The 24,383-nt window shown below is 62.0% G+C and carries 18 protein-coding genes; 9 read left to right on the forward strand and 9 right to left on the reverse strand.

Going from position 1 to position 24,383, the window contains the following annotated elements:
• Nucleotides 1-45: 45 nt before the first annotated feature.
• Entirely contained in the window at nucleotides 46-3,429 is a 3,384-nt protein-coding gene (locus tag BG22_RS03165; protein WP_258186178.1) for a glycoside hydrolase family 2 TIM barrel-domain containing protein, read from the reverse strand.
• Nucleotides 3,430-3,752: 323 nt separating this feature from the next.
• On the opposite strand from BG22_RS03165, the gene BG22_RS03170 reads away from it, so the two are divergent.
• On the forward strand, nucleotides 3,753-4,772 hold the full coding sequence (locus tag BG22_RS03170) for a LacI family DNA-binding transcriptional regulator (RefSeq protein WP_258186179.1): 1,020 nt from the start codon (nucleotides 3,753-3,755) through the stop codon (nucleotides 4,770-4,772).
• Nucleotides 4,773-5,186: 414 nt separating this feature from the next.
• Here BG22_RS03170 and BG22_RS03175 read toward each other — a convergent pair whose 3' ends face one another.
• The 7 genes from BG22_RS03175 to dnaA form a co-directional block, all read right to left on the reverse strand.
• Entirely contained in the window at nucleotides 5,187-5,711 is a 525-nt protein-coding gene (locus BG22_RS03175) for a DUF3566 domain-containing protein (protein ID WP_140493129.1), read from the reverse strand.
• Nucleotides 5,712-5,779: 68 nt separating this feature from the next.
• Nucleotides 5,780-8,470 (reverse strand): DNA gyrase subunit A, encoded by a 2,691-nt coding sequence (gene gyrA, locus BG22_RS03180; protein WP_140493194.1) that lies wholly within the window; start codon nucleotides 8,468-8,470, stop codon nucleotides 5,780-5,782.
• Nucleotides 8,471-8,588: 118 nt separating this feature from the next.
• On the reverse strand, nucleotides 8,589-10,679 hold the full coding sequence (gene gyrB / locus BG22_RS03185; protein WP_094667429.1) for a DNA topoisomerase (ATP-hydrolyzing) subunit B: 2,091 nt from the start codon (nucleotides 10,677-10,679) through the stop codon (nucleotides 8,589-8,591).
• 256 nt (nucleotides 10,680-10,935) lie between these two features.
• Complete coding sequence (locus tag BG22_RS03190) at nucleotides 10,936-11,406, reverse strand: DUF721 domain-containing protein (RefSeq protein WP_094667430.1); 471 nt, start codon at nucleotides 11,404-11,406, stop codon at nucleotides 10,936-10,938.
• Entirely contained in the window at nucleotides 11,403-12,689 is a 1,287-nt protein-coding gene (recF, locus tag BG22_RS03195; protein WP_140493132.1) for a DNA replication/repair protein RecF, read from the reverse strand. Before recF ends, BG22_RS03190 begins: the two co-directional genes overlap by 4 nt.
• The gene (gene dnaN / locus BG22_RS03200) at nucleotides 12,689-13,813 is read right to left on the reverse strand and encodes a DNA polymerase III subunit beta (protein ID WP_140493135.1); all 1,125 of its coding nucleotides are present in this window, start codon (nucleotides 13,811-13,813) and stop codon (nucleotides 12,689-12,691) included. The genes recF and dnaN overlap by 1 nt, the downstream gene beginning before the upstream one ends.
• 810 nt (nucleotides 13,814-14,623) lie before the next feature.
• A complete protein-coding gene (gene dnaA / locus BG22_RS03210; RefSeq protein ID WP_140493138.1) occupies nucleotides 14,624-16,123 on the reverse strand; it encodes a chromosomal replication initiator protein DnaA in 1,500 nt (499 codons plus the stop codon).
• 323 nt (nucleotides 16,124-16,446) lie between these two features.
• On the opposite strand from dnaA, the gene rpmH reads away from it, so the two are divergent.
• The 8 genes from rpmH (at nucleotide 16,447) to BG22_RS03250 (ending at nucleotide 22,602) form a co-directional block, all read left to right on the forward strand.
• Nucleotides 16,447-16,581 carry a 50S ribosomal protein L34 gene (gene rpmH / locus BG22_RS03215; RefSeq protein ID WP_055427958.1) on the forward strand — a complete coding sequence of 45 codons (135 nt, stop codon included), beginning with the start codon at nucleotides 16,447-16,449 and terminating at the stop codon, nucleotides 16,579-16,581.
• A gap of 35 nt (nucleotides 16,582-16,616) precedes the next feature.
• On the forward strand, nucleotides 16,617-16,967 hold the full coding sequence (rnpA, locus tag BG22_RS03220) for a ribonuclease P protein component (RefSeq protein ID WP_140493142.1): 351 nt from the start codon (nucleotides 16,617-16,619) through the stop codon (nucleotides 16,965-16,967).
• 4 nt (nucleotides 16,968-16,971) lie between these two features.
• Nucleotides 16,972-17,289 carry a membrane protein insertion efficiency factor YidD gene (yidD, locus tag BG22_RS03225; protein WP_169834052.1) on the forward strand — a complete coding sequence of 106 codons (318 nt, stop codon included), beginning with the start codon at nucleotides 16,972-16,974 and terminating at the stop codon, nucleotides 17,287-17,289.
• A complete protein-coding gene (gene yidC / locus BG22_RS03230) occupies nucleotides 17,283-18,293 on the forward strand; it encodes a membrane protein insertase YidC (RefSeq protein WP_140493145.1) in 1,011 nt (336 codons plus the stop codon). The genes yidD and yidC overlap by 7 nt, the downstream gene beginning before the upstream one ends.
• A 122-nt stretch (nucleotides 18,294-18,415) precedes the next feature.
• Nucleotides 18,416-18,943: a R3H domain-containing nucleic acid-binding protein gene (locus BG22_RS03235; RefSeq protein ID WP_094667436.1), complete on the forward strand. Its 528-nt coding sequence runs from the start codon at nucleotides 18,416-18,418 to the stop codon at nucleotides 18,941-18,943.
• A 276-nt stretch (nucleotides 18,944-19,219) separates the two neighbouring features.
• Nucleotides 19,220-19,885, forward strand: coding sequence for a 16S rRNA (guanine(527)-N(7))-methyltransferase RsmG (gene rsmG, locus BG22_RS03240; protein WP_140493148.1), 666 nt, complete (start codon nucleotides 19,220-19,222; stop codon nucleotides 19,883-19,885).
• Nucleotides 19,886-20,146: 261 nt separating this feature from the next.
• Nucleotides 20,147-21,124 carry a ParA family protein gene (locus tag BG22_RS03245; RefSeq protein ID WP_140493150.1) on the forward strand — a complete coding sequence of 326 codons (978 nt, stop codon included), beginning with the start codon at nucleotides 20,147-20,149 and terminating at the stop codon, nucleotides 21,122-21,124.
• A 164-nt stretch (nucleotides 21,125-21,288) separates the two neighbouring features.
• On the forward strand, nucleotides 21,289-22,602 hold the full coding sequence (locus BG22_RS03250) for a ParB/RepB/Spo0J family partition protein (RefSeq protein WP_375137687.1): 1,314 nt from the start codon (nucleotides 21,289-21,291) through the stop codon (nucleotides 22,600-22,602).
• A gap of 667 nt (nucleotides 22,603-23,269) precedes the next feature.
• On the opposite strand, the gene BG22_RS03255 is transcribed toward BG22_RS03250, so the two are convergent.
• Nucleotides 23,270-24,355, reverse strand: coding sequence for an NAD(P)/FAD-dependent oxidoreductase (locus BG22_RS03255; RefSeq protein WP_169834053.1), 1,086 nt, complete (start codon nucleotides 24,353-24,355; stop codon nucleotides 23,270-23,272).
• Between the last annotated feature and the right edge of the window lie 28 nt (nucleotides 24,356-24,383).

Genomic DNA, 24,383 nt, shown 5'->3' on the forward strand with positions numbered 1-24,383 from the left:
ACGGTGCTGCAAAACCGCTGTTTTGCAGCACCGTCCCGCGAAAACTCAGATCAACTCCAACGTCACGTCGAGCGTGAGCGGACGGTCAGAGGGCAGCTGGAACTCGGGATGGACCGGAGCACCCCAGGTGTCGTCGCCACCGACGCCCATCTGGGCGGCCAGCAGGCGCAGGAACGTGTGACGCACCGGTGGCAACTCGTCCGCATGCCACGCCTCCTCGAGCATGAGCGAGCTGTAGGGCAGCAGACTCATGGCGAACGGCTTCGCATCCGAAGAGCCCGCAGCATCCGAGGCACCCACAGCGCCGAATCCGGCGCCGCCGGCCGTCACGCGCATGCCGCGCCCATCCGCGTCCGTGATCTCGGCCCAGCGCACGCCCTCATGGTTGCCGGTCTCCTGCGGCACAAGGTACGGCGCGCAGTCCTCGGCGGCCGTGCGCGAGAACACGCCCAGCTTCGCGCCATGCAGACGGTCGGCGTAGGTCTCCTCGGGCCCGTATCCGTAGAACTTCAGCCGGTCGTATTGCGGCGGCAGCATCCATTCGAGGCCAAACGCGGGCAGCGACGCCGCGGAAGCCTCGCCCGGGTATTCGGCGGTCAGGTGCACGCGCAACGCCGCATCGACCTCATACCGCACCGTCACCGGCGTATGCGACGCGTCCGCCAGCTCGTAGCGGTATACGGCAGCCAGTCCGTTATCGGTCTCCTCGACCTCGGTGCCGACCACGCGCGCGTACCGCCCGGCGGCGAACCACTGGGCGCGCTCGAATCCGGAACCGTAACCGCGGTCGTTGTCCACGAGGGCCCGGAACGTCGTGATCGCGGGCCGGCGAATCACCATCTCACGGCCGTCGCGCACGAACGAGACAATGCCGCCTTGTGTCTTGGACAGCAGCACCTCACCGGAATCGGTGTGGATGCCGGCGTTGAATCCATCGGAGGCGGTGACAGCCAGCGTCGAGCCGGAGGCGCTACCAACCGCCGTATCATCCGCATCATCGCCGACGCCGTCGAACGACACCGCCGCCACATACTGACCGAACGAGAGCTCATACCCGGCCGGCGCCCAGTCGGTGGCTTCGGCCAGCCGCTGATCCACCTCATACGTCACCTCGACGCCGCGGCCCAGCTCGGCCAGCGGCACCAGATCGGTCACGCGCGGGAAGGCGATCGGCTCGTGCACGGTCTGGCCGGCGGGCACATCGAACCGGTAGTCCGCATGCCAACGCTCCACGCCGTTCACGAGAACACGCGCGGTGAACAGGGAATCGGCCGTGGAGATGAACAGGTTGTCGTTGACGACCGTCACGCCGCCCTCGTCCGGCGTCAGGCGAACGTTGGCGTACAGCTGCTTGACTTCCTGCGCCTTGGGGGAGGGGGTGCGGTCGGCGAAGACGATGCCGTCGCCGGCGAACTCGTAGTCGTTGGGCCGGTCGTCGAAGTCGCCGCCGTACGCGAGCCGCTCGGTGCCGTCCGGGAGGCGCTGGAACAGGGCCTGATCCACGTAATCCCAGATGAACCCGCCCTGGTACTTGGGGTACTGCTCAAGCTCGGTGTACAGATGCAGGCCACCGGTGGAGTTGCCCATCGAGTGCGCGTATTCGCAGGAGATGTAAGGCTTCTGGCCCTCGCCGAACAGGTAGAGCCGCTTGATCTCGTCCGGCTTGGCGTACATGCGGCTCATGATGTCGGTGACGTCGCCGTACTCCGGGTCGTTGAATACGCTCTCGTAATGGACCGGGCGGTACGGGTCGGTCGCGTGGACGAAGTCGCGCATGGTGCGGAACACGTCACCACCGAACGATTCGTTGCCGAGGGACCAGATGATCACGCTCGGGTGGTTCCAATCGCGGCGGATCATGCTGTTGAGCCGGTCCACACAGGCCGCGCGCCATTCGTCGCGGCTGCCGGGGATGGCGGTCTCCGGGTGGAACGAACCGTCGCCGATGGTCCAGGTGCCGTGGGTTTCGATGTTGGTCTCGTCGAGCACGTAGATGCCGTATTCGTCGCACAGCTCGTACCAGCGGGTCTGATTGGGGTAGTGGCAGGTGCGCACGGCGTTGATGTTGAGGCGTTTGAACTCGCGGATATCCTGCAGCATCACCGCCTCGGAGACCGCGCGGCCTTCGCGCGCGTCGAATTCGTGACGGTTGACGCCCTTGAAGACGATACGCTTGCCGTTGAGCTTCATGAGCCCGTCCTCGATGGCGAAGTGACGGAAGCCGACACGCTGGGGGACGGTTTCGATGATGGTGCCGTCCGCGTCGAACGCGGTGACGGTGAGCGTGTACAGGGTCGGCGATTCGGCGCTCCACGGGGCGATCGCGCCGACGTGTGCACGCCAGGTCAGGGTGGGGAGGACTGCGGCGGGGTCGGCGGGAGCGGCGTCCGCCGGAATCTCGATGCCCGCGGTATCTGCGGCGTGCTCCGCCCCGGCTGCAACACCGGCAACGCCTCTTCTGGCGGCCACCGCATCGGCCGGCGTACGCGATTCGCGCCAGACCTCGGCACCCTGCGCATCGCGGAGCACCGCCTCGAACGATGCCGCACCGGCAACGTTGCGCACGGCCGCGTCGATGGACAGCAAACCTTCGCCGTCGGTGTTGTCGCCGTCGGCACCGGCAGAGGCGCTGTAGTCGGCGCTGACGCGCAAATCCTCCACATGCACGGCCGGCTGCGCGGCAAGTTCCACTGAGCGGAAGATGCCGTGCATGCGCCAGAAGTCCTGATCCTCCAGCCAGCTGGCGGAGGAGAACTCGAAGACGGCCACGGCGAGCGTGTTCGGGCCGGCGTGGATGGCCGCCGTGACGTCGAACTCGCTGGGCGTGAAGGAGTCCTCGGAGTAACCGATGAACGCACCGTTGAGCCACACGGCGATGGCCGTGGAGGCACCGTGGAACGTCAGCGTGATGGGGTGCGCGGGACCATCGGCGGACTGCTGCGCGGCATCCGCGACGCCAGTGGGGGCAGCCGCGCGCGCATTGGCCGCGATTGCCGTCTCGAGCTTCGGGCTCACCGTGAACCTGCGACGGTACAGCGCCACATGGTTGTGCTCGGGGATGCCGGGCGCTTCGGGAGCCTCGTGGCCGGACCACGGATACTGCTGGTTGACGTACTGGTGGTCGAGGAATCCGCGGGTCTCCAGCGTGGACGGCACGTCGATATGCCCGAAGTCGCCGTCCGGGAAGTCCGGCCGGGCGAATTCGGCATCCTCCAGCGCCGACGCGCCACCGGGCAAATCCGTCAGATCGACCACGCTCACCCTCCAGTCGCCGTCAAGACTTTGCTTAAGATCGCTCGTCTCGCCGGCCGCCGGCGAATGGTCGTAGAACCGATGACTGGAATGCGCGGCGAGCCTGTTGACCGCAAATACACGCGGGTCGTCAAGCCATGCGGACTCGAACCGTTCGGCCTTCATCGAATTGGTCATGGATGCTGCCTTTCTGTCGTACCTGTGCAATATACCGCGCCCGCCACGGCATTGTGGGCGGGGCCTTTCCTCCAATGTAGCCGCGAATGGCCGAGTGAAGGAACAGCCGGGATCGGGAAATCGACCCCGGCTGCGGAAGGAGATTATTCATGCAACGTCTTCAATGAGCCCGACCCTCCCCATCGAGCCTGCAAGTGGTTCCCGACACGCCTTGTGTGACCGCTTACAGAACCTAGTATACAGGCGTATGTAACCGGTCACAAGAGCGTGTCGCCCAAACCGGAAATTCACCGGTACGGCCGGGAGCGAATACGATGAATACCATGACCAATGCAGGCAAGAAGGCGACCATCCGCGACGTGGCGAAACTGGCCGGCGTATCCTACGGCACCGTCTCCCGGTTCCTCAACGGCAGCGCGCACGTCTCGCCCAACGCGGCCGAACGCATCGCGCGGGCCATCGAGGAGGCGCGATACACCCCCAATCAGGCGGCCCGATCGCTGGCGCAGCAGCGCACGCAGACCATCGCGCTGGTCATTCAGGTCGAATCCAACGAGACGCTCATCCAAGCCAGCGTGGCCCAGGCCATGACCGGCGCGAACCAGACCATCGGCGACGCCGGCTATCAGATGGTCACCGTCATCGCCAACACCGAGGCATCCACCAGCCGTATCGCCCAGCTGGTCAACAGCGATTTCGCCGACGGGTACATGCTGTTCTCGCTGAGCGAGGACGACGCCCTCGCCGCCGCATTCCTCCACACGGACCGTCCGGTGGTGATGTCGGAGGTCAGCGACCGCGCCGACCGACCGTTCCCTGCCGTCGATTTCGCCAACGAGGACGGTCAGCAGGAGATGACCCAGAGACTTCTGGATGCCGGCCGTACGCGCTTGGCGTACGTTTGCGGCCCCGGATACTCACCGACCGCCATCAACCGCTTCAAGGGCTTCCAGAAGGCCTTGGGGAGCCGTTTCAGCGAACGTCAGGTGTATTTCTCGGACGACTGGGAGATGACCAGCGGTGAAATGGCCGCCGTCAGCTTCCAGCCGATGCTGGGCGAACTGGACGGCATCGTGTGCGCCAACGACGACATCGCCATCGGCGTGATCAGCCAGCTCGCGCGGTTCGGCTACCGGGTGCCGGAGGACATCGCCGTCACCGGATTCGACGATTCGCCGGTCGCCATGCTTTCGCAGCCGAAGCTCACCACGGTCCGTCAGGATTCGCAGCTGCACGGCCGCACGATGGCCGACCTGCTGCTTTCGATGATGCAAGGCGCCACCGTCAAACCGGATTACGTCCGACTGCTGCCCACGACGATTGTGGAGCGGCAGTCCGCGTGAAGTAGGGGACTGCGCCGGTGGTGGATGATGGCTTCCGGCGTCCAGCGGATTCGGAGACGTCGGTATGGCTGCGCCGGTGGTGTGTGCAGAGTGATGGCTTTCAACGTTCGACGTACGTATTTGAAGACGTCAAGTAAGGCTGACGTTTGAAGACGTCAAGTAGGGCTGACGCCGATGGTGTGAGGGAGGTGGCTCCCGACACGCTCAAGGCCGCTCGGCCAAGCCTACGGTCGGGAGCCACCTCCCTCACACCACCGGCTTGTGTCCGACGGCTTGTGTCTGATGCAGCATCCAAGGTTCAACGTCCAGAAGACTGGATGCGGGAACATCGAACGAACATGCGGGAAATACGGTGATGGCCCGTCTCCCAGCACTGGGGAGAAGGGCCATCACCGTAATGACAAAGGCGGGAACTCAGTCGTCGCCGAGCGTGACGTGCACGCCGCCGACCAGCGTGCTGACCACGTTGTAGAGCAACGCCACGATGGTGGCGAGCAGCGTGATGATCACGACCTCGATGATTGAGAAGATGGTCACGGCCGACACCACGGTGGGCAGGGACAGCACGTTGCCCAGATCGAAGGCGTCCGCATCCAGACCGGTGGAGGAGACGATCTGGGTAATCTGGCTGAACACACCGACCGCATCCAGCAGCAGCCACACGATGGTGGCGGCGACCACCTGGATGATGGCGCCGGCAATCGACAGCAGGAACGAGACCTTGGCCACGGACCAGGCGTCCACGCGGGTCAGGGACAGGCTCATGCGGCGGGCGCGCGGCGCCGGACGGCGCACGGCCGGACGCACGGGCACGGTGCCGGACGGCGGCAGCGTGGACTCCTCCGGGTCGCTGGAAACGGAGCGGGCCACACGCGGTGCAGCTTGATCGCTCTGGGGCTGGATCGCCGAGGGCTCGTCGTTTTCGAGATTCTCGCTCATCGTTTCTCCTTCAAGGGCTTGTCGGTAGCCTCGTTGCTAGCGAGGCTACCAGTGTTTCGGGACGCGGTTCACGCCTGTTCCGGGTTGTTCACATTCTCGCCGGATTGGCTCGCCGCAGCGGTCTCGCCGGTGGCGTCGGCAACGGCGGTAGCACCGGACTCACCAGCTTCGCCATCCGCCGCATCGTCCTCGTCATCGTCCCGTTCCTCGTTGCGGGCGATGGACAGGATCTCGTCGCCCTTGTCGGGCTTGGCGAACGTGACGCCCTGCGTGGTGCGGCCGGTGCGGTTGACCTCGGCCACGTCGGAGCGGATCACCTTGCCGGACTTCATGATGGCCATGACCTGATCGTCCTCGCCGACCACCAGCGCGCCCACGAGCGAGCCGCGGCCCTCGACCAGCTGAACGGCCTTGATGCCCAGGCCGTTGCGGCCCTGCAGGCGGTATTCGCTGATGGCGGTGCGCTTGGCGAAGCCCTCGTTGGTGACCACGAAGAGGTCCTTGTCGGAGTCCTCGGGCACCACGTCCATGGCCAGCAGGCTGTCGCCGTCGCGGAACTTCATGCCCTGCACGCCGGCGGTCTGACGGCCCATCGGACGCAGCTGGTCGTCGTCCGCGCGGAACTTGAGGCTCATGCCGAGCCTGGAGACCAGGATGATGTCGTCCTCGGCGTTGCACAGCGCGGCGCCGATGAGCTCGTCGGCGTTCTCGCCGTTGTCGTCGGCCATCAGTCGCACGGCGATCAGGCCGCCCTGACGCGGCGAATCGTATTCCGCCAGCGGCGTCTTCTTGACCTTGCCGGAACGCGTGGCGAGCACCAAGTATTTGGCCACCTCGTAGTTCGGGATGGACAGCACGGTCTGGATGGTCTCGTCCGGCGCGAATTGCAGCAGGTTGGCCACATGCTGGCCCTTGGAGTCGCGCGAGCCCTCGGGCAGCTCGTACGCCTTAATGCGGTAGACGCGGCCCTTGTTGGTGAAGAACAGCAGCCAGTTGTGCGTGGAGGTCAGGAAGAAGTGGTCCACTACGTCGTCCTCGCGCAGCTTGGTGCCCTTGATGCCCTTGCCGCCGCGGTGCTGGGCGCGGTACTCGTCGGACTTGGTGCGCTTGATGAAGCCAGAGTGGGTGACGGTGACCACCACGTTCTCCTCGGCGATCAGGTCCTCGACGTTCATCTCGCCGGAGAACGGCAGGATGCGCGTGCGGCGTTCGTCGCCGTACTTGGTCACGATCTCGTCGAGCTCGTCGCCGATGATCTTGCGCTGACGTTCAGGCTTGGCCAGAATGTCGATGTAATCGGCGATCTTGCGCTGCAGCTCCTCATGCTCGGCCACGATCTTGTCGCGGTTCATGCGAGTGAGCGTGCGCAGCTGCATGGCCAGGATGGCGTCGGCCTGCACCTGATCGATGTCGAGCAGCTTCATCAGACCCGTGCGGGCGGCATCGGTGTCCTCGGATGCGCGGATGAGGGCGATGACCTCGTCCAGCATGTCAAGGGCCTTCAGATAGCCCTGCAGGATGTGGTCGCGCTCCTCGGCCTCACGCTTGAGGTAGGCGGTGCGGCGGGCGATGACGTCGAGCTGGTGGCCCACCCAGTGACGGATGAAGGCGTCCAGCGAGAGCGTGCGCGGCACGCCGTCCACCAGAGCCAGCATGTTCGCGCCGAACGTCTGCTGCAGCTGGGAGTGCTTGTACAGGTTGTTGAGGACCACCTTCGGCACGGCGTCGCGCTTCAACACCAGCACGAGGCGCTGGCCGGTGCGGCCGGAGGTCTCGTCGCGCATGTCGGCGATGCCCTGGATCTTGCCGTCGCGCACGGCCTCGCGGATGGATGCCACCAGACGATCCGGGTTGACCTGATAGGGCAGCTCGGTGACCACCAGGCACATGCGGCCGTTGATCTCCTCGGTGTTCACCACGGCACGCATCGTGATCAGGCCGCGACCGGTGCGGTAGGCCTGTTCGATGCCCTTGTGGCCGAGGATCGTGGCGCCGGTGGGGAAGTCCGGTCCCTTGATGATGCGGATGAGGTTGTCCAGCAGCTCCTCGCGGCTGGCGTCCGGGTGGTCAAGCGCCCAATGGACGCCTTCGGCCACCTCGCGCATGTTGTGCGGCGGGATGTTGGTGGCCATGCCCACGGCGATGCCGGCGGAGCCGTTGACCAGCAGGTTCGGGAAGCGTGCGGGCAGCACCTTCGGCTCCTGGGTCTTGCCGTCGTAGTTCGGGGCGAAGTCGACGGTCTCCTTGTCGATGTCGCGCACCATCTCCATGGCCAGCGGCGCCATGCGGCACTCGGTGTAACGCATGGCTGCGGCCGGGTCGTCGCCGGGGGAGCCGAAGTTGCCCTGACCGTCCACGAGCAGGTAGCGCATCGACCACGGCTGGGCCATGCGTACGAGGGTGTCGTAGATGGCGGCGTCGCCGTGCGGGTGGTACTTACCCATGACCTCGCCGACCACGCGGGCGCACTTGCTGTAGCCGCGGTCGGGGCGGTAGCCGCCGTCGTACATCGCGTAGACCACACGGCGGTGGACCGGCTTCATGCCGTCGCGCACGTCCGGCAGGGCGCGCTCGACGATCACCGAGAGGGCGTAGGCCAGATAGGACTCGCGCATCTCCTGCTGCAGGTCCTTGCGCTGGATGCGCTCACCGGTCATCAGGCCGTAGTCGGTGGTGTCGGCCTCCTGCGGGCTCAACGGCTCCATCGAGCCGTCCGGGGTGAACTGCTCGTCGCCATTGCTGCCGTCGGCGTCGCTCATGCCGCCCGGCACGTTATTCGTTTCGTCTGCCACTTATTACCGTTCCTTTGGTGATATCTGGCTCCCTCTCTCTGAGGGGAGCCAAGGGATTGCATTCTCCGCTCGCGGAGGATGCGCGTCACGCATCGATCCAGCGGACGTTCTTGGCGTTGCGCTGGATGAAGAGCCTGCGGGGCTCCACTTCGTCGCCCATGAGCATCGAGAAGGTCTCGTCGGCGGCGGCCGCGTCCTCGATGTGCACCTGCTTGAGGATGCGGTGCTCGGGGTCCATGGTGGTCTCCCACAGCTCCTGGTAGCTCATCTCGCCTAGACCCTTGTAGCGCTGGATGCCTTCGCCCTTGGGCAGCTGGCGGCCCGCCTCCTTGCCCTCGGCGAGCACACGGTCGCGTTCGGCGTCGGTGTACACGAAGTCGTGCGGGCCCTTGGTCCACTTGAGACGGTACAGCGGCGGCATGGCCACGTACACGTATCCGGCGGTGATCATCGGGCGCATGTAGCGGAAGAACAGGGTGAGGTTCAGCGTGGCGATGTGCGCGCCGTCCACATCGGCATCGGCCATGATGATGACCTTGTGGTAGCGCACCTTGGACAGGTCGAAGTCCTCGCCATAGCCACCGCCGACCGCCGTGATCAGCGATTCGATGGTGTCCGACTTCATCATGCGGTCCAGGCTCGCGCGCTCGGTGTTGAGGATCTTGCCTCGCAGCGGCAGGATGGCCTGCGTGATCGGGTTGCGGCCCTGGATGGCGGAGCCGCCTGCGGAGTCGCCCTCCACGATGAACAGCTCGCACTCCTCCGGGTTGTTCGACTGGCAGTCCTTGAGCTTGTCGGGCATGCCGGCGGATTCGAAGATGGACTTGCGGCGCGTGTTCTCACGGGCCTTTTTGGCGGCAAGACGCGCACGGGAGGCCTCGATGGCCTTCTGGATGATGTTCTTGGCCTCGCTGGGGTGGGCGTCGAACCAGTCGCCGAGCTTGTCGGTCATCACGCGCTGCACGAAGGCCTTGGCCTCGGAGTTGCCGAGCTTGGTCTTGGTCTGGCCCTCGAACTGCGGGTTGGTGAGCTTGACGGAGACCACGGCGGTCAGTCCCTCGCGCACGTCGTCGCCGGAGAGATTCTCATCCTTGTCCTTGAGGATGCCCTTCTCGCGTGCGTAGCGGTTGACCAGACTGGTCAGCGCGGCGCGGAAGCCCTCCTCGTGGGTGCCGCCCTCGGTGGTGGAGATGGTGTTGGCGAACGTGTGCACGGACTCGGAATACGCGGTGGTCCACTGCATGGCGAGTTCGGCGGAGATGCCGAGCTTGAGGTCCTCGGCCTCGAAGCTGATGACCTCGTCCTCCACCGGCGTGGCCTTGCGGATCTTGACCAGATAATCCACGTAGTCCTGGATGCCGTTGGCGTACTGGTAGGTGACGGTCTGATGGGTCTCGCCGGCGTCCGGCACGTCGTCGCCGGTCACCTCGTCGCCGGCCTGGTCGTTCTCGCGCAGGTCGGTCAGGCTGATCTTGAGGCCCTTGTTCAGGAAGGCCATCTGCTGGAAGCGGGAACGCAGCGTCTCGAAGTCGTAGACGGTGGTCTCGAAGATCTTCGGGTCCGCCCAGAACGTCACGGACGTGCCGGTGGACTCGCCTTCGGCCATCGGCTCGCCCTGCTTCAGGCGGTCGGTGGGGTGCTGGTCGATGTACGTCTGGGTCCAGTGGAAGCCCTGACGGCGCACCTCGATCTCCACGCGGGTCGACAGGGCGTTGACCACGGAGATGCCCACGCCGTGCAGGCCGCCGGAAACGGCGTAACCGCCGCCGCCGAACTTGCCGCCGGCATGCAGCTTGGTCATCACGGTCTCCACGCCGGACATGCCCTCGCCGGGCACCTCGTCCACCGGGATGCCACGGCCGTCGTCCACCACACGGATGCCGTTGTCCGGCAGGATGGTGACCTCGATGTGACTGGCGTATCCGGCCAGCGCCTCGTCCACCGAGTTGTCCACGATCTCATAGACCAGATGATGCAGACCGCGCGGTCCGGTGGAACCGATGTACATGCCCGGACGGATGCGCACCGCCTCAAGTCCCTCGAGCACCCTCAGATCGGAGGCCTCGTAATGTTCGGGGGCCATGGATTCATCCAGCTCACCCTCCGTGAGCTCCACATTGCTGATGCGATCGCTCGCCGCCCTCAGCTGCTCCTCTTTGCTGGTTTCGTCTGCCAACAGGCTTCCTTCCGTAACTTCAAGGTCAGCCCCGCAAATGACGGTCACGTTCGGGGTGATATGGCTTAGAACGCTCGTAAAGGGCTCCTCCAGCCGTTTGACCATGCTTTATGTATTTTACTCGTTTCACACGACGAGCGCCATAGCGAGGCTCCTACAGCCTCGCATGCCATCTGCGGCGACCGTCCGCGGCGACGACGGCATCGGCAGTATCGGTGACGACGGCATCACCGGGGGATCACCTGGCCCACCGGCATCACCGCCGACGGGCCCACTTCCGGGTGTATCCGGCGGCGGGGCCGGTCACGCGTATCTCGTTGATGGTCAGCCCCTTGAGATTGCGGCGGATGGTGTCGGTGAGCTGGGGGATGAGGTAGGTGAGCTGCGTGGCCCAGACCGTCGATTCGGCGCGGATGACGAGCACGCCGTCGGTGAAGTCCGCCACGGCCGAGTGACGGGCGACGCCCTCGCCCACCACCTGGTCCCAGTGATTGCGCAGCTGCGCGAGCTTGAGGTTGGTGGACCACACGCCGTTGCCGGCGATGGTGGACATCACGTCGCCGAGCTCGGCCGGATCGCGCCCCGGCTTGCCGAAGTTCTCGATAGACTCCTCGTTGCGCCTGCGACGGTCCTTGAGGAGCGCCCCGCGCCGGGAGAGACGTTCGAATACCTCAGCCGGCAGTGCGGTGGCGTCCAGATGCAGGGCCTCGGCGATCGGCGGCATCATGACCGCGCCCCGTCGGCAGTCGTCCCGGTTCCGGCACCCTCCCCGTTCTCAGAAGAGGCCGAGCTGTCATCAGGCTGATGCGCCCCTTCTTTTCCCCACTGAGGTTCGGTCATTCGCTTTTCCCGTAAACCAGACAATAAATCCATTATTGCCGATTCGTTGGCATCCGGACCCACAAGCGCCCCGACGTCGATGAGATGCGCGTCCCGATGCGTGGGAACATCACCCTCGGCGGCCACGGTGATGAGCACCTGGTCCTGACCGTCGGCGAAATCGAGGATCTGACGGCGCCGGCCGTCATCCAACTGGGCGAACACATCGTCGAGGATGACGATGGGCTTGATGCCCAGTCGTTCGCGCACCACATGGAACAACGCCATCTTGAGCGCCAGCGCCATCGTCCACATCTCGCCGTTCGAAGCGAATTCGCGGGCGGCCATCCCGTCCAGATCCAGCTGCAGATCATCACGCTGCGGGCCGATGAGGTTCACGCCGCGAGCCACCTCACCGGGGTAGATGCGTTGGAAATGCTCGCTGATCGCCGGATGGGGATCGTCATACACGAGCACTTCCTCGAATGACGGCGCATACGCGAGCCGCACCTGTCCATGGCGGTCGGACAACCGCTCGTACATCGAGGCGAACGGTCCAGCGAGCAGTTCGATCACGCGCGCCCGCATCCGGGTCAAGGTCATGCCGGTCTCGATGAACTGTCCGGTCCAGATCTCCAACCCGCTCAACTGCGCGTCGACCGGACGGCCGGCGTTCGCGTTGGCGCCGAGCTGCTTGAGCAACGTCGCGCGCTGTTTGCCGATGCGGGTGAACTGCTGCAACGCCGCGGCATATCCGGGTTCCAGCAGTGCGCCGGCCTGATTCAGCATCGACCGGCGGCTGCCCGGATCGCCCGCGACCAGCCGCTGATCCTCCGGGGTGAAGCTGACGGAGGGAATCCGTCCGACGATATCGCGCAGATACAGCGATTTTCCTGAATTCACGCGGGCTCGGTTCGCGCCGCGCGCGTGAATCGACGCCTCATACGTGACCGGTTCGTCATCGAATACGACGTTCGCGCGGATCGTGGCGGTCGATTGCCCCCGCTCGATCAGCGGCAGGGTGCCGGACGTCCGGTGACTTGCCCCGGTGGACAGCACCTCGACGGCCTCGACCAGATTGGTTTTGCCCAACCCGTTGCGGCCGACCATGATATTGACGCCCGGAACGAAATCGACCACTACCTGACTCCATGAGCGGTAGTGGTCTAGGGCAAGACGGGAGATGTACATCAGCTGTTGAACCGCATGGGCACCAGCAGGTAGCGGTAGTCCATCGATTCGTCGGAGTCGGCCTCCTGCTGGCCGTTGAACTCGACCGGCTTGACCGGCGTCGTCATCTTGATGCGGACGAACGGCTCGGCGATGGCGGACAGACCCTCCTTCAGGTAGGACGGGTTGAACGCCACGGTGATGTCGTCGCCATCCATGTCCACTTCCAGCGTTTCGTTGGCCTGGGCCTCATCGGCGGAACCGGCGGAAAGCTGCACCTCCTGACCGGAGAAGACCATGCGGATCGGGGCATTGCGCTCGGCCACCAGCGCCACACGGCTGATCGCATCGAGCAGATCCTGCCGGCTGACCACCGCCTGGATCGGGTAGTCATCGGCGAACAGGCGATCGACCGCGGGGAACTCACCGTCGATGAGCTGCGAGGTGGAGACGCGGCCGGCGTTCTCGAAGCCCAGCAGCGTGGGGGAGTCGGCGTCGAAATCGAGTCGGATGTTCTGGTGCTCGTCGAGCGAACGGGCCACATCCTTGAGCAGGGAGCCGCGAACCAGCGTGGTGGTTTCCACGTTCGCGTCCTGCGGGGTCCAAGTGAAGGTGGCACGGGCCAGACGGAAGCGGTCGGTGGAGGTCATGACCACCTTGTTGCCCTGGAACTGCATGCGCACGCCGGTCAGCACCGGGCGGTTCTCCTCACGGGAGACCGCGACACACGACTGGTTCACCGCCTGCACGAACGTGGGGGCATCGACCTGGCCCAGCGCCGGCGGGACAGTCGGCAGATCCGGATATTCGGCGTCCGGCATGAGCTGCAGGGTGAACGTCGACTTGCCGGAAGTGATGGTCAAGGTCGATTCATTGGTGACCAGGTAGGTCTTCTCGCTACGCAACGACTTGGTGATGTCCGCCAGCAGCTTACCCAGCACCAGTGCCGAGCCGGATTCGTCGACTCCGGCTTCGATGTGGTGCCGAGCCGAAATCTCGTAGTTGAATGCCGAGAACTGAAGTGTGCCGTCAATGGCTTCAAGGCGTACGCCGGCGAGAATCGGGTTGGATGGGCGCGCGTCGATGACGCGTGAGGTCCATGCCACTGCGTCGGCCAAGGCTGCGGTGTCGATTTCGACTTTCATGAGTGCGTGTTTTCCCTTCGTCGGTTGTGCTGAAGAACATTCTAACCGCTGGCCGGTTGGCTACCGTCCGTAGGGGCCCTCGCGGTTATCATGGCGACGATGAATTCTTAAGCACGGTAGGTAATAGCCATAATAAGGGCGGTGGATAGTGTGGATAAGTGGGGTTGAGCCCTACTGTCGCAACGGTTGATAATTCATCGCAAAATGTGGATAACTTCTGTATAAACGGTGGATAACTAGCCGACTTATCCACAGCCTCAACGACCGGAAATGGTTTTCCACCATCGAGCCTCGATTATGCACGAGTTTTCCACCATAAAATCCGGGGTAATCCACGACTTATCCGCAGAGTTTACCCACATTTGTGAATAACTATGTGGATAACTTTTCCCTACTTTTGTTTTCCGCACGGCGTGTTGCGCACCCGTTCCGGCTGGGAGAATCGATTTCAGAGACCGTTTTCGAGGGTTTTCCGGCAGGCTCGAACGAAAGTGCCGAAAACGTTCTTCAGAACGCATTCTCCCGGATATCGCCTGCGGATGCGACGCGCGGCGGCCGAAAGATGGCGCGATCCAGCAGGCTGCGCGCAGAACTCGTCCATGCTTGCAGGACGGCTGTCGGCGCAGCTGACTGGGGAAGAGACGTCGGGGGCAATGCCCATGCCGCCCGTTCGTGGGCGGCAACCCGTGAAGACCCGTGAAGACTCCCATCCACCAGAATCGATTCCAGCGAACGAAAACGGCCCTTTCCCCGAACGAATCGGGAAAAGGGCCGAAAACGGTCTGTCAGATGGATCGTGCGGGACGGCAATCAGTCGCTGTTCTGCTTGAGTCGCACGGTGAGCTCCATCACGTAGTTGTAGATCTCCTGCTTCTGCTGCATTTCGTCGCTCACGCGGGTGTAGGCGTGCATCACCGTGGTGTGATCGCGCCCGCCGAACACCTCGCCGATGTCGAGCAGGCTCATGCTGGTCATCTCGCGGGCCAGATACATGGCGATCTGCCGCGCCAACGCCACGTTCTTGGTGCGCGAACGGCCCACCAGATCGTCGAAAGTCAGGTGGAAGTACTTGGCCACCTGACCGATGATGTCGGTGGGTTTGATTTCGACGTCGGTGGTGAAGAAGTCCTGCAGGGTCTGTTCGGCCAGTGCGCGGGTGACGGGCTGGTTGCTCAGCGAGGCGACGGCGGTCACGCGGGTGAGCGCGCCTTCGAGTTCGCGGATGTTCTCCGTGAAGCGTTCGGCGATGAGGTCGAGCACGTCGTTGGGGATCTTGGAGCCGTTCATCGAGGCGATCATGCGCAGGATGGCGATGCGGGTCTCGAGGTCCGGCGGCTTGACATCGACGGTCAGGCCGGATTCGAAGCGGGAAATCAGGCGCGCCTCGAATCCCTTGAGGTTCTTGGGCGCTACATCGGAGGCGATGACGATGCGCTTATTGGCCTGGTGCAGCGAGTTGAACGTGTGGAAGAACTGGTCGAGGGTCGCTTCCTTGCCGCCGAGGAACTGGATGTCGTCGATGAGGAGCACGTCCACCTGGCGGTAGCGGCGGTTGAATTCGGCGATCTGGCCCTGGCTCTGGTTCGGGTTCTGCAGCGCGTCGATGAATTCGTTGGTGAATTCCTCGCTGGTGACGTAGCGGACCTTGAGGCTGGGGTCCTTGACCAGGGCGTAGTTACCGATGGCGTTGAGCAGGTGGGTCTTGCCCAGGCCCGATCCGCCGTAGATACACAGGGGGTTGAAGTCCTGGCCCGAGCCTTCGGCCACGGCCAGTGCCACCGTGCGGGCGAACCGGTTGGAATCGCCGGGCACGAACGAATCGAACGTGAAGTTCTTATTGAGATGCGTCTCCGGGTCGCGGTTCATCTTCTGCTGGCCCATGGGGAAACGCGGCTCCGACGGAGGCACGATCGGCGTGGGTTCGGGGGCGGACATGGCCGCGCCGGCGCCGAATGGCTCCTTGCCGAAATCGGCGACGGTCGGATTCGCCTCCATCGTGAACGGCTTGGCCACCGGCGTGCGTTCGGGCTCGCTGGGCGGCACCACCTTGAACGCCGGGAACATGTTCTGGCCGGTCACCGTGTGCAGGGCCTGAACCAGCGGTTCGTTGAGATCGCCTTGGATGGCGCGCATCGTGACGTTGTTGTCCACGCACAACACGATGGTCGAGCCGTACACGCCTTCGGGCACCACGCCCTCGAGCCAGCCCTTCTCCCTTGCGCTCAGCGATGCGTTATGCTTGAGCATGGTAAGGGCGTTGGCCCAGATATGAGCGGCTTCGACTGCAGGGTCGCCGGAAGCATGCACCATGGTCGTCGGCCCTTTCTTCGCTCGGTCTCGTGGATAATACAACTCTCTATGTTTACTCCGATGTGAGGAAGTTATCCACCGCGTTGCGTGTTGAAAATACTGGAATGTGAATAACAGGCATGTAATTTGTGGATAACTTTGAGCCGCGAATGCTTGATTTTCCGCCGTTTATCGGGGTGTCTCGGCGTGTCGTGCGCCGTGTCGAAATGTGAAAAAACCTCTCTCGTTTTGACTTCAGGGGAGGGGTGAGGGTAGCTTGGTATAGCTTGACTCACGTGAGGGCAGCGCGAAGCGTTGCCGAATAGACCTAGGAGCAATAGATTATGAAGAGGACGTTCCAGCCGAACAACCGTCGTCGTCACATGAAGCACGGCTTCCGTCTGCGCATGCGCACCCGTTCCGGTCGCGCGCTGATCAACCGTCGTCGTGCCAAGGGCCGCAAGACCCTGTCCGCCTGATTCGGTCGGACCATTACCACAGCGGCATAGTCGAGGTGGAGCGGCTGCAAAGCCATCGTGATTTTGTCACCGTGCTGAAGCGCCGGCGCAAAGTCGGTGGCAAGGACATCGTCGTGCACTATCTGGTGCCCGACGACGCTCATGATGAGGAACAGGCGACGTATCGTCGTCTGGGTTTGGCCGTATCCAAATCCGTCGGCAAGGCCGTTACACGCAATACCGTGAAGCGCCGCTTCCGGGTGCTGGCCAGAACCCATGAGGCTCTCCTGCCCGAACGCTGCGATATCGTGTTGCGCGCGAAGCCGAGCGCGGCTGCAGCGTCGTATTCGTCGTTGGACGAGCAGATCGCCAAGGCGTTCGCCACTGTGGCGCGAAAGACGGCGTGACATTATGACTTCTCTCAGGGCGGTGTTGATTGCGGGAGTGCGCTGGTATCAGCGCACCATTTCCGCGAACACACCGCCTTGTTGCAAGTACTACCCCAGCTGTTCGAACTATGCCATCGAGGCGCTCGAACGGTATGGTGCATTTCGCGGCGGGTTGCTCGCCGTGCTTCGTCTGCTGCGTTGTCGGCCGTGGAGTCGCGGGGGAATCGACGATGTGCCGCAGCGGTATTCGATTTTCTACAGATTTTCGTGGTCGAAGGCTCATGAGGAGCCTCGGCTGACACCATTGGCCCACACTCAAGGAGAGGCCCATCGATGCTAAACCAAAACGTGTTCTACCTCGATACCGGGTTCTGGGGATTCTTCTATAAGATCCTCACCCCGATCGAGTGGCTGCAGACCTGGATTCTGAAGCTGGTGCATGATTTCTTCGTCATGCTCGGCATGAGCCCGATCGGCGTCTCGTGGGTCATCGCCATCATCTGCCTGGTGCTGGTGGTGCAGGCGGGCATCTTCCCGCTGTTCTACAAGCAGATGAAGTCGATGCGCAAGATGCAGGCATTGGCCCCGAAGATGCAGCGCATCCAGAACAAATACAAGGGCAAGACGGATCAGGCCTCCAAGGAGGCCATGAGCCGCGAGATGATGAAGCTCTATCAGGACAACGACGCCAATCCGGCCGGGTCCTGCCTGCCGATGCTCATCCAGGGCCCGGTGTTCATGTCGATGTTCTACACGCTTTCGGCCATTCCGTTCATCGCTCGCGAGAAGCGTGGCCCGCTTGGCGCGTTCGATATCGCCACCGCGCAGCAGTTCACCAAGACCGACATCTTCGGCGTCGTGAGCGTGGGTGACAACCTCGGCTCCGCCTCCACCAGCGGCAAGATCGTCATCGGTATCTTCGTGTTCCTCATGTGCTTCAGCCTGTGGTTCATGCAGTACTTCAGTATGAAGCGCAACATGGCGACAGCCTCGATGAACAAGCAGACCGAGACCATGCAGAAGATGATGCTGTGGGTTTTGCCGCTCATGTACATCTTCTCCGGCACCACCATGCCGTTCGCCGTGCTGGTGTACTGGCTTACCAACAACGTGTGCAACCTGTTGCGTACGCTGTGGCAGGTCACTTACTTCCCGACGCCCGGGTCCCCGGCCGCTGCTGACAAGGAGAAGCGCGACTACCGCCGCGAGAACGAGCGTCGCGCCAAGGCCGGTCAGCCTTCGCTTGAGGAGGAGGCGTTGCAGAAGGCCAAGGAGGAGGCCGCGCGCAAGGAGACTCAGGGCTATCAGCGTCAGCAGCCAGTGAGGAAGCGAAAGAAGAAGTAACGGATCGCGAAGCGGGTGTCCGATGTTTCACGTGAAACACCGGACACCCGCGACACTGTTCACCGTTTCGGGTGGGCAGGGCTTAGACTTGGAATTCAGACCTGACGTAAAAGGAGAGGCGTATGGCGCAGGATGATGGAAAGACGATCGATCAGCTCAATGAGGAAGCTGACATCGCCGCAGATTACCTTGAAGGCCTGTTGGACATCGCCGACTACGAAGGCGACATCGAGATGGGCGTACGCAACGATCGCCCGACGGTGCAGATCGTCGCCGATGATGACACTGACATCAAGCATCTGATCGGCCGCAATGGCGAGGTCGTGGATGCGCTGCAGCAGCTCACCAGACTTGCCGTCCAGCAGAAGACGGGCGAACGCTCCCATCTGATTGTCGATGTGGACGGCTTCCTCAAGCGCAAGCGTCAGCGCCTGCGCGATATCGCACTCGATGCCATTGACGCGGTCAAGGACTCCGGCGAGCCGGTGGACCTGAAGCCGATGAACTCCTTCGAACGTAAGGTGGTTCACGATGTGGTACGCGAGGAAGGTCTGAAGTCTCGCTCGCATGGCGAAGAGCCGCACCGTTATGTTACGGTGTACATGCGGAGCAAGGCCGAGGACGAAGACGACGAACTTGACGAGGAGTGAGTGAGTCGTCCGAACATAAGACTTCGGTGAAAACCGACGGAATCCCCTCCCGCTGACTGTACACGTCGGCGCGGCGCCGGTGGAAGGTTTACTAGGGAGAACCTTTCACCGGCACTACGTCGACGGATGGGCGGATGGGGTGAAGTCGAATCGCCGACTATAACTCCTGAAATGAAATGGAGATGGCGTCGTATCGCACGGCGCCTTTTCCATGTATACGTGTGCATCGTGAAACCGCTGGTGTTTCACGTGGAACATAGTGCAAAGGGGATGATAATGGCGGATCAGCTGGATGGCTCGCCGGTGCTTGCCGAAGTGCTGGGTGATGCATTGCCTGCACTGGAACGTTTTCATGCCAAGCTCGCCGAGGAGGGTGAGCCTCGTGGTTTGATCGGTCCGCGTGACGTCGATATCATCTGGGAACGTCATATCCTGAATTCGGCGGCTATTGTTCCGTATGTACGTGAGGCCACTGCAGGGGCAAGATTCAAAACCGTGGCTGATGTGGGTAGTGGGGGAGGTTTCCCCGGTATCGTCGCAGCGGCCTGCCTGCCTGATCATCGGTTTACGCTGATCGAACCGATGGAGCGTCGTGTGGAATGGCTGAGCGAATGTGTGGACCTGTTGGAGCTGAGTAATGTCGACATCATTCGTGATCGTTCCGATGCAGTGATCGCCCAGGTGCGTAAGCGCAAAAGGCATCCGTTCGCTGTGGTCACCTGCCGCGCCGTCGCCCCTATGACGAAACTGTCCGGATGGACATTGCCTCTGCTGAAACCCCAAGGGCGACTGGTGGCGCTCAAAGGACGGTCCGCACAGGCTGAGCTCGATAAGGCCGCTAAGGAGATTGCACGCTTCGGTGGCCAGTCACCCCGCGTTGTCGAGGCTGCTGTAGGACCTGATCTGGAGCCTACGCACGTCGTGTTGGTGGATAAGCGCTGATGGGTGAGTTTGACATGAAACGGCAGTTATCCACAATCGAGCATCATTCGCAAAGTTATCCACAATTTTGCGCCATGCTGGTGCACAACTCGAAAAACGTTGAAAAATCAGCGATTACAAGGGTGATAAACGCGTAATATATCGTCGCTCACCCACTGGTTATCCACAGTTATCCACATAGCATGGTGGGATTGTGGATAAACCGAAATCATGTCCATACGAATGTGAACACTGGAACTTACGTTTGTGCAAGGAGGAACGATGGCCGCAAAGGATCATCAATCGGAACCGATGGAAACAGCTTCCGAAACCCTTCATCGTATTTTTGATGGACAGGGCTCCGTGCTGGGCAATCAGATTGCCGATGAATCCTCCCGGTACGATGCGCTGAAGCATGCTGCTTTTCCGAAGCCCGCGAAGACCCGCCGTATTGCTGTGGCGAACCAGAAAGGTGGCGTCGGTAAGACCACGTCCACGGTGAACATCGCCGCCGCGCTGGCCAGCAAAGGCGCACAGGTGCTGGTCATCGATATGGACCCGCAAGGCAATGCTTCGACGGCCCTTGGCGTGCCACATGCGTCGGGGGAGAAGTCGGTGTATGACGTCATCGAGGGACGTTCGGGATTGGGGGACGTCATGACCGTCTGCCCTGATTTTCCGTCTCTGGACGTGGTGCCGGCATCCATTGATTTGAGCGGCGCTGAGCTTGAGGTGGCGGACCTGCCGAATCGTAACACCCTGCTCAAGGAAGCGCTTGATCTGTACCTTCGTCAGTCGGACAAGCATTACGATTACGTGTTCATCGACTGCCCGCCGAGTCTGGGTCTGCTGGTGATCAATGCCATGTGCGCGGTGACGGAAATGCTGATTCCGATTCAGGCCGAGTACTACGCGCTGGAAGGTTTGGGACAGCTGATTAACACCATTGGATTGGTGCAGACGCATTTCAACCCGGTGCTGCTGGTCTCCACCATGCTGATCACCATGTTTGATCGACGCACATTGCTTAGCCGCGAGGTGTATAACGAGGTCAAGGGCCATTACCCCAGCATCGTGCTTGACACCACTATTCCACGTTCCGTGAAGATTTCCGAGGCGCCTAGTTTCTCGCAATCGGTAATCGCCTATGACCCTCGTGGTATCGGTGCGATTGCCTATGGTGAGGCGGCATTGGAGATTGCCAAACATTCCAAGCAGGTACTTGAGGCCATTGATGCGAGGAGGAAGCACAACTCATGACATCGAAATCTCGACTCGGCAAAGGTCTCGGTGCGTTGTTCCCTACGCTGCCGGGGGAGCAGGATGCAAGTGCTCAGCTGGAACTGTTGCCTGATGCGGACAAGCATGCGGCGGAAGACGGCGCGGAACGTGGCGATAAGTCCGCTGTGTCCGCCACCAAGTCTGTGAATGTCGACTCCAAGTCATCGAGTGGCGCGACCAGCAAGGCGTCTGGCGAGAAGCCCTCTGGCAAAGCCGCGAAGAAATCCGCCGGCAAGCGTGCCTCGATGCCAAGCATCGGCGCCATCGCCCATCCCAGCGATTTGTTCTTCGGTGGTGAGGATGTGCCGGTGACGACTACGCCGATTGACACATTCATTCCGGTGCCGCATGGCGGCAAGGTCACTGATCGCTCCGCTGCCTCCACTCAGTCGCCTGATGGCGACCAGTCCTCCAAGGCCGGCAAGAATGTTTCACGTGAAACATCACAGGAATCGACAGCCAAGAAGTCCAGTGACAAGGATCAGCAGGATTCTCCTCAGGAGGAGCTGAAGCCGGTGGAAGGTGGCTACCTTGCCGAACTGAAGCTGGCGGATATCGGCCCGAATGCCCATCAGCCCCGTACCATCTTTGACGAGGATGATCTCAACGAGCTTGCCGCTTCGATCAAGGAAGTCGGCGTACTGCAGCCGATTGTGGTGCGTCGTCGTCCCGCCGATCAGATTGCCTCGGCCCAAGCAGCCAAGGCTGCGCAGACTGAAGAGCAGGGACATGAGGCGAACGCCAACCCGTTCTCGGGTCGTATGGACAGCCCGTACGAACTCATCATGGGTGAGCGTCGTTGGCGAGCTTCGCAACTCGCCGGCTTGGAGACCATTCCGGCCATCGTCAAGACGACGGCTGACGACGACATGCTGCGCGACGCCTTGCTGGAAAACCTGCATCGTGTGGCGCTGAATCCGTTGGAAGAGGCGGCCGCCTACCAGCAGATGATCGATGAATTCGGTCTGACGCAGGCGCAGCTGTCGAAGTCGGTGTCCAAGTCCCGTCCGCAGATTGCGAACACCTTGCGACTGCTGAACCTTCCGGCCGCGGTGCAGAAGAAGGTGGCGGCCGGCGTGCTGTCGTCCGGCCATGCGCGCGCGTTGCTGGGGCTCAGCGATCCGGAGGAGATGGACAAGCTCGCCTCACGCATCATTGCGGAGGGACTGTCCGTTCGCAGTACCGAGGAGATCGTTTCCATGAAGATCGCCTCGGGGGAGCAGCCCAAGAAGCCGAAGACCTCCAAAACCAACCCGTGGGTCGGCTCTGCCATTCAGCAAAGCCTGGAGAATCACTTCGACACCAAGGTGTCCATCAAAGGTACCCAGAAGCACGGTCGCATCGAGATCGTCTTCTCGTCGCCCGAAGACATGGATCGCATCATTCAGCTGCTTGTTCCCGGACAGAGCGGAACCGAAGCAACCGATGCCAAGACGTCCGAAAGCCATTGGGTCTGATATTCTGACCTGATAATTCTGGACTATTAACCATTTGCGGTATTGGCCGCTGCTGGACTGACGTGGGCATCTCCCAACACACTCAAGGCCGTTCGGCCGAGTCTACGGTTGGGAGATGCCCACGTCAGTCCAGCAGCTCTCCTTTAAGAGATACTTATACTGAGTCACAACTTGGGTATTCGTAATTAAATGCTATCAACTTAGGCCACCATACTGAAGGTTCACTCTTACGCATTCAGGAATGAGGCAGCGTAGCCTTTTCTATAGTGCAACGAGTGGATTGTTAGGGATTGGATTGTGACTCGCGGCTAGGGGTTCATCGGTGACATTGATGTTGACCGCTGCCGGGTTGGGGAAGATGTTGTCCAACACACTCAAGGCCGTTCGGCCAAGCCTACGGTTGGACAACACCTTCCCCAACCCGACAGCTCGTACAGAATGCGCTATATCTGGCGTATAGATAGCGTCTATAACAGAACACTCAATACGAAGGCTTGTATAACGTTGTGGGGTTGATGGAGGGGTCTCTCAACCGTAAGCTTGGCCGAACGGCCTTGAGTGTGTTGAGAGACCCCTCCATCAACCCCACAACGTGCTATGCGTCAGAACCGTGTATTGGTTCTGACTCGAGGAATCCGATAAGCCTATGCTCCCATTGCAGGGGAAGCTACTCCAAGTAGGCTTGGGCATCGAGGGCGGCGCGGCAGCCCATGCCGGCGGCGCTGATGGCCTGACGGTAGGTGCGGTCCACGCAGTCACCTGCTGCAAAGACACCAAGCGCAGATGTGCGTGTGCTGCCACCATCCACGAGGATGTATCCGTCATCATCGCGTTCAACCAGATCGGCCGCAAAATCGGTGGCGGGGGTGTGACCAATGGCCACGAACACTGCGGCGCAATCCAGATTGCTTTCCTCACCGGTGACGGTGTTGCGCAACGTGACGCCGGTGACGTGCTTCGGCGGTTGCTTGGACAAGCCCGCCAACAGTCCGGCGTGATTGGCCAACAAACCGCCGCCCAGAGCATTCGCTACAGGGCTCACCGCATTGGACCCGGCAGTCTCGGACTGTGCTGCATCCGCACTTGCAGGGGAGTCGGTGCCGCTCTCGATGGCGGTGACGATGGTATTGGTCACCAAGGTCAGCTTAGGATTGGCCTTGGCACGGTCAACCATGATTTGCGATGCGCGGAACGTGTCGCGCCGATGAATCAGCGTGACGGACGAGCCGAAGCGCGTGAGGAACAACGCCTCCTCGAAGGCTGAGTCTCCACCGCCGACCACGACGATTGGCTTGTTGCGGAAGAAGAAGCCGTCACAGGTGGCACAGTACGAGACGCCATGACCGGAGAGCTCCTCTTCGCCGGGCACGCCGAGCTTACGCACATTCGAACCGGTGGCCACGATAACCGCAGCGGTGTCAAATTGCTCCCCGTCCGAAGTCGTCAGACGGTATAGCGGCTTATCGCCTCCTTGAGCGGGAAGCACCTCCACGGACACCACATCGTCCGCAAGGAACTCCGCGCCGAATCGCTTGGCCTGTTCCTTCATACGATCCATGAGATCCGGACCCATGATGCCTTCGGGGAATCCGGGGAAGTTCTCTACTTCCGTGGTGTTGACGAGTTGGCCTCCCGGTGCCAGAGCGCCGGTGATGAGCAGCGGATTGAATCCCGCGCGTCCCAAATAGATGGCTGCGGTATATCCGGCAGGACCGGAACCGATAATAATCACACGATGTTTCACGTGAAACATTCTCACATCTTCGTAAGACCTTCAGCTG

This window comes from Bifidobacterium sp. UTBIF-78 (genome assembly GCF_006408945.1).
Lineage (GTDB): Bacteria > Actinomycetota > Actinomycetes > Actinomycetales > Bifidobacteriaceae > Bifidobacterium > Bifidobacterium myosotis.